At 66.4% G+C, this 14,147-nt stretch carries 14 protein-coding genes and 1 pseudogene; 5 read left to right on the top strand and 10 right to left on the bottom strand.

Going from position 1 to position 14,147, the window contains the following annotated elements:
• Positions 1 to 44: 44 nt before the first annotated feature.
• The 5 genes from AC3A6P_RS00490 to AC3A6P_RS00470 all read right to left on the bottom strand — a co-directional run bounded on the left by AC3A6P_RS00490 (position 45) and on the right by AC3A6P_RS00470 (position 5,634).
• On the bottom strand, positions 45 to 1,016 hold the full coding sequence (locus tag AC3A6P_RS00490) for a GNAT family N-acetyltransferase (RefSeq protein WP_487686998.1): 972 nt from the start codon (positions 1,014 to 1,016) through the stop codon (positions 45 to 47).
• A complete protein-coding gene (locus AC3A6P_RS00485) occupies positions 1,013 to 2,575 on the bottom strand; it encodes an APC family permease (protein WP_487686995.1) in 1,563 nt (520 codons plus the stop codon). The genes AC3A6P_RS00490 and AC3A6P_RS00485 overlap by 4 nt, the downstream gene beginning before the upstream one ends.
• A gap of 123 nt (positions 2,576 to 2,698) precedes the next feature.
• The gene (locus AC3A6P_RS00480; protein WP_487686993.1) at positions 2,699 to 4,090 is read right to left on the bottom strand and encodes an NtaA/DmoA family FMN-dependent monooxygenase; all 1,392 of its coding nucleotides are present in this window, start codon (positions 4,088 to 4,090) and stop codon (positions 2,699 to 2,701) included.
• On the bottom strand, positions 4,087 to 5,319 hold the full coding sequence (locus AC3A6P_RS00475) for an acyl-CoA dehydrogenase family protein (RefSeq protein ID WP_487686991.1): 1,233 nt from the start codon (positions 5,317 to 5,319) through the stop codon (positions 4,087 to 4,089). Before AC3A6P_RS00475 ends, AC3A6P_RS00480 begins: the two co-directional genes overlap by 4 nt.
• A 63-nt stretch (positions 5,320 to 5,382) precedes the next feature.
• Positions 5,383 to 5,634, bottom strand: coding sequence for a hypothetical protein (locus tag AC3A6P_RS00470; RefSeq protein WP_487686989.1), 252 nt, complete (start codon positions 5,632 to 5,634; stop codon positions 5,383 to 5,385).
• A 222-nt stretch (positions 5,635 to 5,856) separates the two neighbouring features.
• Between AC3A6P_RS00470 and AC3A6P_RS00465 the strand changes: the two genes are divergently transcribed.
• Entirely contained in the window at positions 5,857 to 6,252 is a 396-nt protein-coding gene (locus tag AC3A6P_RS00465) for an antibiotic biosynthesis monooxygenase family protein (RefSeq protein WP_487686987.1), read from the top strand.
• A 29-nt stretch (positions 6,253 to 6,281) separates the two neighbouring features.
• Here AC3A6P_RS00465 and AC3A6P_RS00460 read toward each other — a convergent pair whose 3' ends face one another.
• Positions 6,282 to 6,962: a sensor domain-containing protein gene (locus AC3A6P_RS00460; protein WP_487686985.1), complete on the bottom strand. Its 681-nt coding sequence runs from the start codon at positions 6,960 to 6,962 to the stop codon at positions 6,282 to 6,284.
• Between the two features lie 2 nt (positions 6,963 to 6,964).
• Positions 6,965 to 8,824 carry a translation elongation factor 4 gene (lepA, locus tag AC3A6P_RS00455; protein ID WP_487688086.1) on the bottom strand — a complete coding sequence of 620 codons (1,860 nt, stop codon included), beginning with the start codon at positions 8,822 to 8,824 and terminating at the stop codon, positions 6,965 to 6,967.
• 116 nt (positions 8,825 to 8,940) lie between these two features.
• On the opposite strand from lepA, the gene AC3A6P_RS00450 reads away from it, so the two are divergent.
• Complete coding sequence (locus tag AC3A6P_RS00450; protein WP_487686983.1) at positions 8,941 to 9,579, top strand: type II toxin-antitoxin system PemK/MazF family toxin; 639 nt, start codon at positions 8,941 to 8,943, stop codon at positions 9,577 to 9,579.
• A gap of 61 nt (positions 9,580 to 9,640) precedes the next feature.
• On the opposite strand, the gene AC3A6P_RS00445 is transcribed toward AC3A6P_RS00450, so the two are convergent.
• Positions 9,641 to 10,069 (bottom strand): CBS domain-containing protein, encoded by a 429-nt coding sequence (locus AC3A6P_RS00445; protein WP_487686981.1) that lies wholly within the window; start codon positions 10,067 to 10,069, stop codon positions 9,641 to 9,643.
• Between the two features lie 144 nt (positions 10,070 to 10,213).
• Here AC3A6P_RS00445 and AC3A6P_RS00440 point away from each other — a divergent pair, with 144 nt between their 5' ends.
• From AC3A6P_RS00440 to AC3A6P_RS00430, 3 genes and pseudogenes are all read left to right on the top strand, one after another.
• Positions 10,214 to 11,206 carry an aldo/keto reductase gene (locus AC3A6P_RS00440; RefSeq protein ID WP_487686978.1) on the top strand — a complete coding sequence of 331 codons (993 nt, stop codon included), beginning with the start codon at positions 10,214 to 10,216 and terminating at the stop codon, positions 11,204 to 11,206.
• Positions 11,207 to 11,251: 45 nt separating this feature from the next.
• A pseudogene (locus AC3A6P_RS00435) lies at positions 11,252 to 12,095 on the top strand (ribonuclease Z).
• 279 nt (positions 12,096 to 12,374) lie between these two features.
• The gene (locus AC3A6P_RS00430; RefSeq protein WP_487686976.1) at positions 12,375 to 12,890 is read left to right on the top strand and encodes a DUF5994 family protein; all 516 of its coding nucleotides are present in this window, start codon (positions 12,375 to 12,377) and stop codon (positions 12,888 to 12,890) included.
• A 66-nt stretch (positions 12,891 to 12,956) separates the two neighbouring features.
• On the opposite strand, the gene AC3A6P_RS00425 is transcribed toward AC3A6P_RS00430, so the two are convergent.
• Positions 12,957 to 13,160, bottom strand: coding sequence for a cold-shock protein (locus tag AC3A6P_RS00425; RefSeq protein ID WP_487686973.1), 204 nt, complete (start codon positions 13,158 to 13,160; stop codon positions 12,957 to 12,959).
• A 132-nt stretch (positions 13,161 to 13,292) separates the two neighbouring features.
• A complete protein-coding gene (locus tag AC3A6P_RS00420; RefSeq protein WP_487686970.1) occupies positions 13,293 to 14,132 on the bottom strand; it encodes a transglutaminase family protein in 840 nt (279 codons plus the stop codon).
• Positions 14,133 to 14,147 lie beyond the last annotated feature (15 nt).

The following is a 14,147-nucleotide window of genomic DNA, read 5'->3' as shown; positions in this document are numbered from 1 at the left end:
GGTGCTGCGCGGGTGTTCAGCTCGCTGACAGCCGCGCACGTCTCCTAGCCGTCGATCCGGTAAGCCGAATCATGTTCGACGGCAACGTAGCCCAGGCGTGCATAAAGCTCGTGCGCCTTACTGCTGTTGTTGATGTCGGTGCCCAGCGAGGCGACCGTCAGCCCACGGCGTAGCGCCGCCAGCCAGATCTTGCGCAGCAACAACTCCGCGATACCGCGGCGCCGGTGGTCACGGCGCACGCCGATGTAATCGGTGTGGGCGCTCCGCTCCTCCCCCGGTGCGGCGCCGGCGGTGTACACCGACCCCAGCACGTAACCCACCACCTCACCCGACTGGTCAACCGTCGCGACACTGAAATCGGGTGCGAACGACCTGCTGTGCAGGTGGTGCTGCCACGCTTCCGGAGTCTTGGACATGTTGCCGAAATGCTCTGCGAACGTGTCGAACTGCAGGCGCCGCACCTGTTCGGACAGGCCGCGTTCGATGACCTCCGGCCACCCCAGCACCTCGAGCCCTTCGATGGCGGCCGCCTCGAGTAACGCCGGGCTCTCCTCGTCGAGCGGTTTGCGGGTGCGGATGAACTGCGCCTCCCGGTAGGCACCCTGCCGCAGCAGCGCGTCGATGGCCTGGCGCTGGGTGTCACCGATGAACACCCGCAGGAACGTTCCCGCTGCGGGCGCGGCCTCTCGGCGGAAGCGGTGCACAGCCGCATGCACCACCTCGTCGACCAGCCTGGGCGGGGTGGCCGGATCGAACACGAAGTCTGCGATGACCTCCGCCCCGTGCGGCCGGTGTACCGCCGCATAACCCCGGACCCGGTCGGAGTCGTCGCGCACAACGGTCACCGCACCGGGAAGCGCCGACTCGAATTGTTCGGCGATGTCCCGGGAATCGGCGCTGAACTTCCGTCCGCCCAGTCCGTTCGTGGTGGCCAGGAAGTCGGCGACCGCCGGGTGATCGCGAGGTGTGCCCACGTCGTGCGTCCACGCCAGGTCTTTTCGCTGGGCGAGCGTCATGCGACGGGCTCCTTGTCGCGCCGGGTCTCCGGATCGTCGTCGCCCTCTGCGGCTGCGGCCTGCTGTTCGAGGACCTCCACGATGCCCTCGTCGGCCAGACGCTGCTGCTCAGCGTCGGAGAGGGTCTGGATGGTGCCGACCCGCGCGGCCACGTCCGGTCGCGCCGCCTTGAGGTACCAGTACCAGGCGAGCCCGGCCACCAGCAGCCCGGCGTAGATGAAGGGCAGGATGTTGAAGGGGAAGTCAGGGACCGGATAGACGTTGCTGACGATCACGTAGCCCAGCGCCAGAGCGGCGGCCACCGACACCGCCAGGCGAACCGGGTTGAGCGCGTTGATCTTACGGAGCCAGATCGGGGTGGCGATCACCACCAGGAAATATGCGATCAGGAAGCCCCATGTCGCGACGTAGCCGCCGTAGACGTCGAAGACCAGGCGGCCGGCCGAACTGAAGGTCGCGACCACCGAGAACACCAACGCCAGCGCGCCGACGAACACGATCCCCACCCACGGAGTGCGGTGCCGGGCATGAACTTTCGTGAACACCGCGGGTAGCGCTCCCTCGTGGGCGAAGGTGAACAACGACCGCGCGGCGGCGGTGGTGACGGCGGTGACGAAGACGATGAAAGCGATGGCGACGGCTCCGCTGACCACTTGATTGACCCAGGAGACTCCCACGGTGTCGGCGAGTTGCGGCAGTACTGCCTTATCGCCGTCGATCTCTCCGAAGTGCAGGATCTGCGGATAGGTGGCGAAGACGTAGAGCACACCCAGGAGCAGAACCACCCGGATCAGTGAACGAGAGATACTGCGGTGCGCGTCTTTTGCTTCGGCACCCAGTGAGGCCACGCTTTCGAACCCGGCGTAGGAGCCGACGGCCGACACCGCCGCGATGAAGGTGGCGCTGGTGCCGAGGTGTGCCGGATTCCATTGTTCCCAGTCGATTCGGAACCCGTAGCTGACGTAGGAGCCGACGATGATCACCAGGATCGAACCGATGGCCACCAACTCGAACGCCAACTCGTACTTGGCGGCCAGTGCCACTCCCCGGTAGGGCAGGTAGATCGCCAACGCGACAACGACGAGGACCAGCAGCAGGCGGTACCAGACCGCGTGTGATCCCAGTCCGATCGACGAGAGGAACGAGTCCAGGTAGAGCACGCCGCCCAGCGTGCCGGTGGTGGCGAAGCCGATATAGCCCAGCAGCAGGCTGAAGCCGGCCGCGTAAGCGAACCCCGGCCCGAGTCCGTTACCGGTGTAGGTGCCCAGCGAGCCAGGCGAAACCGTGCGTTTGGCCTGGAAGCTGATGGTGACGGCGATCAGTACGGCGATCGCCAGACCCACCAGCACCGCCCATGCGGCGCCTTTGCCCGCCGCGACGAACAGTGAGAACGGCACCACGGCCACGGCGACGCTGGGGGCTGCCGCAGCCAATCCCTGGGCGAACACACCCCAGTGCCCCAGCGCTTCACGCTGCAACCCGATCGTGTCGGCGGAGGTGAGTGTCCGCCCGGACAATGACAGTGGCGATGCGCCGGTGGTGTTGGTGGATTCGGGCATGGGATGCGCCTCTCGGGCCGTGCGAAACCGCGCTGTGTGCCCGAACAGGTTGAGCCACAGACGATTAACGCGGTGTTGATCTCGCGATAACAGTGCCGCAGAAATTGACACCGGCGCGAGCGATCAAATCGACAAGATTCTTTTCCGGAACCCGGAACCGGGATGGTCCGCCGGCAACACCGCGCCGCCGCCGGGGAACAGGTGCTCGCGCAGGGTGGTCCGCCCGTGGCGGGGCAGCACCCTGCCCCGCCGGCGCAACTCGGGGATCAGGTGCTCGGCGATGTCGGCGAAACTTCCCGGGGTCACGTGATAGGTGAAGTTGAATCCGTCCACCCCGGTGCGCTCGGCGTAGCGTTCCAGCTCGTCGGCCACCGTCCGCGCACTGCCCACGAACAGGCCGCCCCCGAATCCGCCCAGTCCCCCGACATAGTCGCGCAGGGTGATTCGTTTTCGTGCGGTGGGGTCGGATACCGCGGCCAGAATCGACCGGCTGGCGTCGGTGTCGAACTCGTCGATGGGCTGGTCCACCCCGTGACCGGACCAGTCGACTCCACTGAGCGCCGACAACAAGACCAGCCCCGCTTCGAGATCGTGGTGCGCCGCGAGTTCGGCGGCCTTGGCGTGTGCAGCCGCATCGGTCTCGTCCACCACCACCTCGACCGACGTGAGGAACTTGATTGACCCGGGATCGCGGCCGTGACCGACGGCTTGGCGGCGAATGTCGATGATGTTGTCACGCAGTACATCCGGGCGGTGATCGCTGGCGAAGACGAGTTCGGCGTTACGCGCGGCGAAGGCGCGCCCCGCGGGGGACGTCCCGGCCTGGAACAGCACGGGTGTGCGTTGGGGTGACGGTTCCACCAGATGGGCGCCGGGCACGCTGAAATAGCGCCCCTCGTGACCGATCGGATGAACCTTGTCGGCGTGGGTGTACACCCCGGTGCGCCGGTCCCTGACCACGGCGTCCGCCTCCCAGGAACCCTCCCACAGTTTGTAGGTGACCTCCAGGAACTCCTGTGCCATCGCATACCGCTCGTCATGCGGGATCTGGCGTTCACGGCCCAGGATGTTGCGGGCCGCGCTGTCCAGGAGGGACGTCACGATGTTCCAGCCGATCCGGCCGTCCGTCAGGTGGTCCAGGGTGCTGAACTTCCGGGCCAGCAGATACGGCGCTTCATAGGTCGTCGAGACGGTGATCCCGAAGCCCAGCCGCTGGGTGGCCGCGGCCATGGCCGACACCGCCAGCAGCGGATCGGTGACGGGTGTCTGCACCGCGCGGGTCAGCGCGGCATTCGCATCCCCGCCGAAGACGTCGAGCTGCCCCACGGCATCGGCGATGAATAGCAGGTCGAACCCGCCGGCCTCGAGCAGCTGCGCCAGCTCCACCCAGTAGCGCACGTCGGTGTAGCGATGCGTCTGGTCCTGCGGATGCCGCCACAGGCCGTAGTTGCCGTGCGAGACGGTCGACATCGTGAACGCCGCGAGTACCAGCGGCTTCTCGGCTGCGGTGGTCACGAGTAGAAGCCGGGGGCCGGTTCGGTGCCGTTGAGCAGGTAGGCCCCGATCTGCACCTGCTTGTGGGGCAAGGGGTCGTGAAGGCTCAGGGTTCTGGCATTGCGCCAGAACCGGTCCAGACCCACCGCCGTCGCGGAGGACCTGGCGCCGGTGACCTCGAACAGCCGACTCGATACGGTCAAGGCGACCTCGCTGGCATGCACCCGGGCCGCATTGATCAGCGTGACGGCCTCGGCCCGTTGCGACCACGACAGCTGGCCGCCTTGGTCACGCACGGCATCGACGGCGGCATTCGCCCGAGACGTGAGTGCATCGGCAGACTGCACCTGCGTCCAGAAGTGGCCGTACCTCTCCTGGGTCAACGGGTCCTCGGTGGCACTTCGGTACCCGGATTCCACCCACGGTCGCGAGCGCTCCCGCGTGTACTCGGCGGCTTCGGTCAGGGCGCCGACCGCCAGACCGGTGAAGATGTTGGCGAATCCGGCGTACATCAGCAGTACGTCGAGGTGATCCGAGGCGGTGGTCTCGACCGCTCCGTAGCCGTATCCGATCAGGTCGTCGGCTGCCACTGCGACGTCGGTCAACGTGGCGGTTCCACTCACGGTCAGTCGTTGACCGAGGTTGTCCCAGTCGCCGCCGAAAGACAGTCCGGCCGCGGTTCCCTCGACATGGAATGTCGCGAGCTGCCCCGAGACGTCCTGACCGTCCAGCGTGGTGCCGGTGTCGAAGACCGACCACACCACGAGGACATCACCGAGGCCCGCACCGCTGGTGAACGGTTTGGAGCCGTTGAGGCGGAAACCATCTGATGTCTGGGTGGCCAGGATCAACGGCGGATAGGCAGCCTGAGCGATGGTGCCGTGGAAAAGATTGCCGGCGGCGATGCGCCGCGCTCGGCCCGCTCCGAGGGAACCGTTTTCACCCCGGGTGCCGGCGAGGCTGCCGAAGTAGTGGTAGAGCAGCACGTGCGCTATCGACGAGTCGGCTTCGGCGATGGTGCGGACCACCTCGGCGACCTGGGTCCAGGATGCTCCGCCGCCCCCGTGCTCGACGGGGATGAAGATGCCGAGCAGACCCGCGTCCCGCAGCCAGCCGATCTCCTCGACGGGATCCTTGCGCGACCTGTCCCGCTGCGCGGCGGACACTCTCAGCTTGTCCCGCACCAGGCGGGCGTCATGCGCCCAAGCGGCGTCTGCGCCGGCGTACACCGCCGCGGCTGTGGCGTTCATGGATTGGCCTCTCGAACCGGTCTTCTCGCCGAATGTGGCGCGATGCAAAGGGGATTCGGGCACTCACCGGGTCGGCGGTTGGCCGCCCGGTGCGGGCGCACACACCGTCTGCGCACACGGCGCCCGGTCCACACCCTCGTCACTGTGGGGGCTGAACGCCACCGCTCCCAGCGCCACCAGCGCGGCACCCAGGATCGCGAGAACCCACGGCCAGCGCCCGTCGGTGCCGAGGTCACTGTCGACGGTCATCGCGCCGCCGAAGTCGTCGGCGAACGTGACCTGCCCCAGGGAATGCACGTCGATCAACGGGGACATCGGCACCACCTCCGCTCACTGACCGGCTGTCTGGAACGAAGGCTAAGCCGGGCACGGCGGCACCAACTCCGCCGAACTGCCCAAGGAGTCCCGCCGGGAACCACCGCGCAGGCGATCGCGCTGTTCAGCGGCGTGGCCCGCGAGCCTCAGGGAGCCGGGTGAGTAAGAATCACGCTGGGCACAATGACGGTCGCCGGAACACGGACGTCGCACACACCGGTTGTGCCTGTTGTGATCATCAACGTGTTGAAGCTGACGCTCGTCGACGGACTCACCGCCGGACAACGCGAACAGACCCTGGCCGCCCTTCGCCGTACCGCTGCTTTGCCGTGGGCGGCGTTCTCGAGTGTCGGACCCGACTTCACCGACCCCACCGGCCGCACCATCGGCTACGTGGTCGCGATTCCGGACCTGGAGTCGTTGGAGAGATACATGCATGACCCCGTGCACATTTCGGGTGACGACGTGATCCTGCCGAACGTGGCGTCACTGTCGGCGGTCAGGTTCTCCGACGACGGTGATCCCGAGACCGGTGCCCGGGTCTTCGCCCTTCATCAGGCGAAGCTGGCCAAGTACCCGGACTGGGCGCGTCAGCTGGATGCCATCGTGGTGCAGTAGCGCCGGGCTATCGACCTGTAAAACCGGCCTCAGCCGGTGTTCTTGACCAGCGCCTCGACGATGGTGACAGCCTCGTCGTTGGGGGTCATGGTGCACGCGGAGGCTTCCACCACGACATCCGAGACCGCCGACATGGCGTGCTGACAGGTCCATCCGCCGCTGTCGAGCTGTCGTGCCGATTGGCTGATCATGGTGTCGGACACGGTCATCGCCTCGAAGGCCCAGGTGACGACGTACTCGCCGTCGAACACCGAGACTTCCCGGTCGACGCACTCCTGCCACTGGCTCTTCGACGTCTCGTAGAACGACGAGGCCTGCTCGCCGCCGGGAAACCGAACCGCGGTCTGCTCCACCCACTGATCGGCGTTGTCCTGGCGCTGCGTGAGCACCTCATCGACGACGTCGGTCCACCCGCTGTCCTCGTAGACCAGCTCTTCGGCGTTGTACAACGCGCCCAGACAGGCGGGGTCGGACACCTCGGCACTGTGGTCGAGCATGGTCTCGCCCGACTCCACCACCTCCATGTCCTCTGCGCCCATGATCGAGTTGACCTCTTCGGCGCTGAGCAACGTCGATGCCAAGTCTCCCGAACGGGGCCCGTCCGGACCCGCAGCGTCGGCTGGCTGCGGTTGCCCTGCAACGACATTGGTGCAACCGGAGGCAGTGACGGCGGCCGCGATCAGTGACAGCAACAGCCGTGAACGGCGCATCGCTACTTCTTGCCCTTGTCGGCAGACGAGTCGGTGGACAACGCGGCGACGAAGGCCTCTTGCGGCACGTCGACCCTGCCGATGGTCTTCATGCGCTTCTTGCCTTCCTTCTGCTTCTCCAGCAGCTTGCGCTTACGGGTGATGTCACCGCCGTAGCACTTGGACAGCACGTCCTTGCGGATGGCGCGAATGTTCTCACGGGCAATGATCTTCGACCCGATGGCCGCCTGCACCGGCACCTCGAACTGCTGCCGCGGGATCAGCTCTTTGAGCTTGGTGGTCATCTTGTTGCCGTACTCGGACGCACCGTCCTTGTGCACGATGGCACTGAACGCGTCGACGGCTTCACCCTGCAACAGGATGTCGACCTTGACCAGCTCGGCTTCCTGCTCGCCGGCCTCCTCGTAGTCCAGGCTGGCGTAGCCGCGGGTGCGCGACTTCAGTGAGTCGAAGAAGTCGAAGATGATCTCGCCCAGCGGCATGGTGTAGCGCAGCTCCACCCGCTCCGGAGACAGGTAGTCCATACCGCCGAGCTCACCGCGGCGCGACTGGCACAGCTCCATGATGGTGCCGATGAACTCGCTGGGCGCGATGATCGTCGTCTTGACCACCGGCTCGTGCACCTCGCGGATCTTGCCTTCCGGCCAGTCCGACGGGTTGGTGACGATGCGCTCGGTGTTGTCTTCGGCGACGACCCGGTAGACGACGTTGGGTGAGGTGGAGATCAGGTCCAGGTCGAACTCCCGCTCGAGGCGCTCGCGGGTGATCTCCATGTGCAGCAGACCCAGGAAGCCGCAGCGGAACCCGAACCCGAGCGCGACGGAGGTCTCCGGCTCATAGGTCAGGGCCGCGTCGTTGAGCTGCAGCTTGTCCAGCGCCTCACGCAGGTTCGGGTAGTCGGAGCCGTCGACGGGATACAGACCCGAGTAGACCATCGGCTTCGGCTCGCGGTAACCCGTGAGCGCTTCGGTGGCGCCGTGGCGGGCCGTGGTCACGGTGTCGCCGACCTTCGACTGCCGGACGTCCTTCACACCGGTGATGAGGTAACCCACCTCGCCGACGCCGAGCCCCGCGGTGGCTTTGGGTTCGGGTGAGACGATGCCGACCTCGAGCAGCTCGTGGTGAGCGCCGGTGGACATCATCTTGATGCGCTCGCGCGGGACGATCTTGCCGTCGACCACACGCACGTAGGTGACCACGCCGCGGTAGATGTCGTACACGGAGTCGAAGATCATGGCCCGCGCCGGGGCGTCGGGATCACCCTGCGGGGCGGGCACCTGCCGCACCACCGCGTCGAGCAACTCGGCGACACCTTCGCCGGTCTTGCCGGACACCCGCAGGACGTCGCTGGGTTCGCAGCCGATGATGTGCGCGATCTCCCCGGCGTAGCGGTCCGGGTCGGCGGCCGGCAGGTCGATCTTGTTGAGCACCGGGATGATCGTGAGGTCACGATCCAGGGCCAGGTACAGGTTGGCCAGGGTCTGCGCCTCGATCCCCTGGGCGGCGTCGACCAGCAGCACCGCGCCCTCGCAGGCTTCCAGTGCGCGCGACACCTCATAGGTGAAGTCGACGTGGCCGGGGGTGTCGATCAGGTGCAGGACGTAGGGCGTCGCCCCCTCGTCGTCTGAGACCGTCCACGGCAGCCGCACGTTCTGCGCCTTGATGGTGATACCGCGCTCACGCTCGATGTCCATCCGGTCCAGGTACTGGGCACGCATCGAGCGCTCGTCGACGACACCCGTGAGCTGCAGCATCCGGTCCGCCAGCGTCGATTTCCCGTGGTCGATGTGGGCGATGATGCTGAAGTTGCGGATCTGCGCCGGGGCGGTGAAGGTCTTGTCGGCGAAACTGCTGATGGGAATCTCCTACATACTGGGTCGTGCTTGCCCTCAAAACGCCCGGTTAGGCGTGTCCAGAGTATCGAGAGGCGGCCGTCACGACCCAATCGTGGCAAGGAACCTCACCTATGCTGCTTGTCATGGCGACACAGTGGAGGTCGTTCCAGCAGGTTCTCAGAGCCGCCGAGAATGTGGTGTTCAACGAGGCACCGAAAATCATCAAGCAGCTGCAGAACCCGCAGTCGGTTCAACGCAACATCCAGCAGGGGCTGCAGCGAGGCCTGGCGCACGGCCTCAAGGTCGGCATCGAGGTGCTCGCAGCCAACGCCGCAGAACAGCGGGCCGCGGAGAAGCGGGCAGCCATCCCCGCAGGCCGCCCCGTCACCAACAACGTGGTGCCCACCGCTGCCCGGGCCCGCAAGATCGTCTACTCCCCGGATCTCGACGGTCGCGCCGACCCGGGCGAGATCGTGTGGACCTGGGTGGTGTTCGAGGACGACCCATCCCGCGGCAAAGACCGGCCGGTGCTCGTGGTCGGACGGGACCGGCAGACCCTGCTCGGCCTGATGCTGTCCAGCCAGCACTACCACTCCGACGATCCGGACTGGATCGGTATCGGCACCGGGCCGTGGGATCACGAGGGCCGGCCCAGCTGGGTGCGCCTCGACCGGGTGCTCGACGTGCCCGAGGAGGGCATCCGGCGCGAAGGCGCCATCGTCGAACGCGCCACCTTCGACCTGGTGGCCGCGCGGCTGCGCGCCGAGTACTCCTGGTCTTGAGCGATTTGGGCGCGCTGGTAACCGCTCAGCGGTTACCAGCGCGCCGAAATCCCGACGGGTTTCAGCCCTGGGTGATGTAGGCCTGCAGTTGCTCCTGCTCGGCTTCCAGTTCTTCCATCCTCGTTTTCACCACATCCCCGATGCTGACGATGCCGGCCAGCCGGCCGCCGTCCATGACCGGTACGTGACGAACCCGGTTGCGGGTCATCAACGCGCTCAGGCTGTCGACGGAATCACCCGGCGCGCAGGTGGCCACCGTGGTGGTCATGATGTCCGAGACCGGGCGCCGGAGCAGGTCCGCACCCACTTCGTGCAACTTGCGCACGATGTCGCGCTCGGAAACGATTCCGAGGACGCCCTCCGGTGAGACCACCACCATGGCCCCGATGTTGTGCAGCGCGAGCTCGTTCAGCAATCCCCCCACCGAGGTTTGTGGGGTGATGGTGGCCACCGTGTCCCCTTTGGCCCGCAGCACGTCGGCAATGCGCATGGACACCTCCCCGTCGGTGATCTACGTCACACCAGGCTAAGCCTCCGACGTGCGACTGTGAAGACGCTGTACGCCGGAATAGTTGACTGCAGCACGAACTTGCGCCTTGTGTACCTCTGCCGCCGATACGAAGGGATCTCACCCATGACGATCGACACCGTGACGCTCGGTGACCAGCTGACCGTGAGTGCGCTGGGCTTCGGCGCGATGGCGCTGACACCGGTGTACGGACAGGTCGACGACGCCGACTCGCTGGCGACCTTGAATCACTGCCTCGACATCGGCGTCACGTTCATCGACACCGCGAATGTCTACGGCGGCGGCGACAACGAGAGGCTCATCGCGACGCTGCTCGCGACACGCCGCGACGAGGTGGTGTTGGCCACCAAGTTCGGCATCACCGGGAACCCGGCCACCGGCGATCGCGGTTCCCGCGGCGACGCCGCCTACGTCCGGCAGGCCATCGACGAGAGCCTCAGCCGGCTGGGCACCGATGTCGTGGATCTCTACTACATGCATCGGCGGGACCTTTCAGTGCCCATCGAGGAAACCGTCGGCGCGATGGGCGAATTGGTGACCGCAGGCAAAGTTCGCCACCTCGGCCTTTCGGAGGTGACCGCCGATGAGTTGCGCGCCGCCGTGGCCGTGCATCCGATCGCCGCGGTGCAGAGCGAGTGGTCACTGTGGAGCCGCGACGTCGAGGCCAATGTGGTGCCGGCGGCGGTCGAACTCGGCGTCGGGTTCGTTCCGTACTCCCCTCTGGGCCGCGGTTTCCTCACCGGAACCGTGCGCTCTGCAAGCGATTTGGGCGCCTTCCGGGGCGCACTTCCCCGGTTCTCCGGTGACGCGCTCGAAGCCAACCTCAGTGTCGTCGACGCGATATCGGCGGTGGCACAGGAGGTCGGCGCCACCGCCGCCCAGGTGGCGCTGGCGTGGTTGCGCTACCGAGCCGACGCCCTCGGAATCGCGTCGGTGCCGATTCCCGGTACCCGCCGGGCGGCCCGCGTCGACGAGAACGCCGCGTCCCTGTCGGTGCAGCTTTCCGCCGGGCAGCTCCGCGCACTCGACGCCGCAGGGCAACACGTCGCGGGCGAGCGCTTCGGGGATCTGTCCTGGATCTCGGCGGGACGCGAGTAGCGAATCCGGCGGCACCGACCCGCCCCGTGCGGTTAGGTATGGGCCATGATCGAGGTGACGCTGCTGGGGACGGGTTCGCCTATTCCGGACGCCCACCGGGCCGGGCCGTCGACGCTGGTCCGCACCGGCGGGCAGGCCTCTTGGTGGACTGCGGCCGCGGCGTCCTGCAGCGGCTCACCGCAGCGGGCCTGGGCGCCAATACGATCACCGCCCTGCTGCTGACTCACCTGCACTCCGATCACATCGCGGAGTTGGGCGACGTCATCATCACGCGGTGGGTCACCACGTTCACACCGGATCCCGCGCCGCTGCCGATCATCGGACCCCCCGGCACCGCCGAGGTGGTCGAGGCCACGCTCAAGGCGTTCGGATTCGACATCGGCTACCGCATCGCCCACCACGCCGACCTGACCGCGCCGCCACCACTGAAGGTCCAGGAGTACACCGGCGGCGTGGTGTGGGACGCCGATGGTGTGCGCATCACCGCAGGTCCCACCGATCACCGTCCGGTCGAGCCGACCATCGGATTCCGGGTGGACGCCGGCGGCGCCGCGGTGGTGCTGGCCGGGGACACCGTGCCCTGCCCGGGACTCGATGAACTGACTGCGGGCGCGGATGCGCTGGTACACACGGTGATTCGCCGAGATCTGGCCCGGGTGCCACTGCAGCGGTCAGGGACATCGTGGACTACCACTCATCGGTGGAGCAGGCCGCCGCCACGGCGGCGCGCGCCGGGGTGGGCACCTTGATTCTGACCCACTACGTGCCCGCCCTGGTTCCCGGGCAGGAGCAGCAGTGGCGGGACCTGGCGGCGACGGAGTTCGACGGGCGGATCGAGCTGGGTGATGATCTACACACCGTGCAGATCGAAGGACACACCCGCGGGTGACCGCCGGGGCGCCGAGGCGACGGCGTACGCTGGGATCAGGCGGTGGCACTGTGTAGACGCGGCGTATCGAGTCCGCGCGCTCGCCGGTTCCGGATCGGCCACAGTCACTTCCCCAACGCTTCGAAGGACACATCCCATGGATTCATCTGACCTGTTCTCGCACCCCGAGCAGGCCGAGACGCAGCACAGCCCCACTTCGCAAGAACGAGTGCAGGCGCCCGTCTTCTCGGATCACACTCGGCACGACGCATCGTCCGATACGCGGGCACCCTGACTGGATTGACCGGCTCCCGTCGCTTGGCGAGGCCGGTCAGACTCTCTCTCGCGGGTCGCCCGGGCAATGGCATCGACGGCGCGTGGTGGCCTCATACCGCGTCGGTGGCCACGGAGCTGCCGCAGCTCATCGAGAAGCTTCAGCACTTGATCGGCGAGATCGTCGAAATCGAGATCAACTGGTCGGTCACCGAAGGACCGCGAGATTTCGAAACTCTCGTCAGACCCACGCCGGCGACGGCGGACAAGGTAGCCCGGCCCCCGCGCGTGATGCTGATAGCAGGACGCACCGCCTGTGTGAGACTGCTTGTCGTTCCGCACATGACGTCTCCGCCGCTCGGGCTGCTAGTGCTGCGCCGGGCCGCCGAGAAACCGGTCAGCGTCGTTCCAGCCGACACCAAGCTGCTCGAGATCGCGAACCACGTGCTCGAACACGCCCGGATCGAAGGCGCGAAATACTCCTGGAGTCCCCCCGCACAGAGCGCGGATATCGTTGCGCCTCAGGGCAATCAGACACCCTGACCGTGGGCACCAAACACAAAAGGCTGGTGCGGCAGTGCCGCACCAGCCTCCTGAATGTCCGGTCGATCAGACTGCGGTGACTCCCACTGCCTGAGGACCCTTGGCTCCCTGCTCGACCTCGAATTCGACGCGCGCATTCTCCTCCAGCGTCCGGAACCCATTACCGCGGATCTCGGAGTAGTGGACGAAGACGTCAGGCGCGCCGCCGTCGGGAGCGATGAAGCCGAAGCCCTTTTCGCCGTTGAACCATTTCACAGTTCCCTGTGCCATTTACTTACTTCTCTCATCAAAGTCGCTGCACCAATCACAGCGGCTCCCAACGGTAACACTGTTGAGGCGCCGACGCGAAATCTTCTAGTTTATTTCAGAATTCGGCGCCCGGGCAATGAGGGTGCAGTAAGGCTACGCGAGCCGGGTGATTTCCACGATGACATCGAGATCGGTGGACCCTTCGCCGGAGTAGATGCCCTTCAATGGCGTCACGTCTGCATAGTCGCGGCCGACACCGACACTGATGTACTGCTCGTTGATGTGGGCATCGTTGGTGGGGTCGTAGTTCCACCAGCCGCCGGTCCAGGCCTGCAGCCACGCGTGGCTCTGGCCGTCGATGGTGTCACCCACCTTGGCCTTCGGTTTGGGGTGCAGATACCCGGATACGTATCGGGCCGGAATTCCCATGCCACGCAACAGAATCAGAGTCAGGTGGGCAAAGTCCTGGCACACCCCCTTGCCCTCACGCAGCGCATCGAGCCCCGATGAATGCACGCCGGTGGTTCCCGGTACATACTTCAGCTCCCCCTGCACCCACCGCGCGGCCTCGATGACCGCTTCGGTGGGCTCGTGGTACTTCGCGATCCGCCTGCCGACACGCTCGATACGCTTGCTCGCCGGGGTGTAGTGCGTGGGAGTCAGGTATTCGTCGAACCGGTCGATGACGGCTTCGGAGGCCAGGTCGTCCCAACTCACCTCGGTTTCGGGCGGTTCGGACTTGTCGGTCTCGACCACCGACGATGCGGTGACCTCCAACTCGGTGTGCGGCGCATGCAGATCGAACGCCGTCACAGCGGTGCCGAAGTAGTCGACATACCGGTAGGACCTGGTGGCCGGAACCGTCTCCACCCGGTTGAGGATGACGTTCTGTCGCGAATCCGATCGCGGAGTCAGCCGGGCCTCATTGAACGACGCGGTGACCGGCGACTTGTAGGCGTACCCCGTCGCGTGCACCACCCGCATCCGCCACATTTAAACTCCCCTCTT

The organism is Mycobacterium sp. Soil_C_30 (assembly GCF_057656995.1).
Note: the sequence above shows the minus strand (reverse complement) of the source record. Positions and strands in the feature narration are given on the sequence as shown.

What these genes read in the sequence shown, in the direction of transcription:
- AC3A6P_RS00450 (WP_487686983.1), top strand. Translation starts at nt 8,941, where the DNA reads ATGGCGACACAGTGGAGGTCGTTCCAGCAGGTTCTCAGAGCCGCCGAG.
- AC3A6P_RS00440 (WP_487686978.1), top strand. Translation starts at nt 10,214, where the DNA reads ATGACGATCGACACCGTGACGCTCGGTGACCAGCTGACCGTGAGTGCG.
- AC3A6P_RS00445 (WP_487686981.1), bottom strand. Translation starts at nt 10,069, where the DNA reads ATGCGCATTGCCGACGTGCTGCGGGCCAAAGGGGACACGGTGGCCACC.
- AC3A6P_RS00475 (WP_487686991.1), bottom strand. Translation starts at nt 5,319, where the DNA reads ATGAACGCCACAGCCGCGGCGGTGTACGCCGGCGCAGACGCCGCTTGG.
- AC3A6P_RS00470 (WP_487686989.1), bottom strand. Translation starts at nt 5,634, where the DNA reads ATGTCCCCGTTGATCGACGTGCATTCCCTGGGGCAGGTCACGTTCGCC.
- AC3A6P_RS00490 (WP_487686998.1), bottom strand. Translation starts at nt 1,016, where the DNA reads ATGACGCTCGCCCAGCGAAAAGACCTGGCGTGGACGCACGACGTGGGC.
- AC3A6P_RS00460 (WP_487686985.1), bottom strand. Translation starts at nt 6,962, where the DNA reads ATGCGCCGTTCACGGCTGTTGCTGTCACTGATCGCGGCCGCCGTCACT.
- AC3A6P_RS00420 (WP_487686970.1), bottom strand. Translation starts at nt 14,132, where the DNA reads ATGTGGCGGATGCGGGTGGTGCACGCGACGGGGTACGCCTACAAGTCG.
- AC3A6P_RS00425 (WP_487686973.1), bottom strand. Translation starts at nt 13,160, where the DNA reads ATGGCACAGGGAACTGTGAAATGGTTCAACGGCGAAAAGGGCTTCGGC.
- AC3A6P_RS00485 (WP_487686995.1), bottom strand. Translation starts at nt 2,575, where the DNA reads ATGCCCGAATCCACCAACACCACCGGCGCATCGCCACTGTCATTGTCC.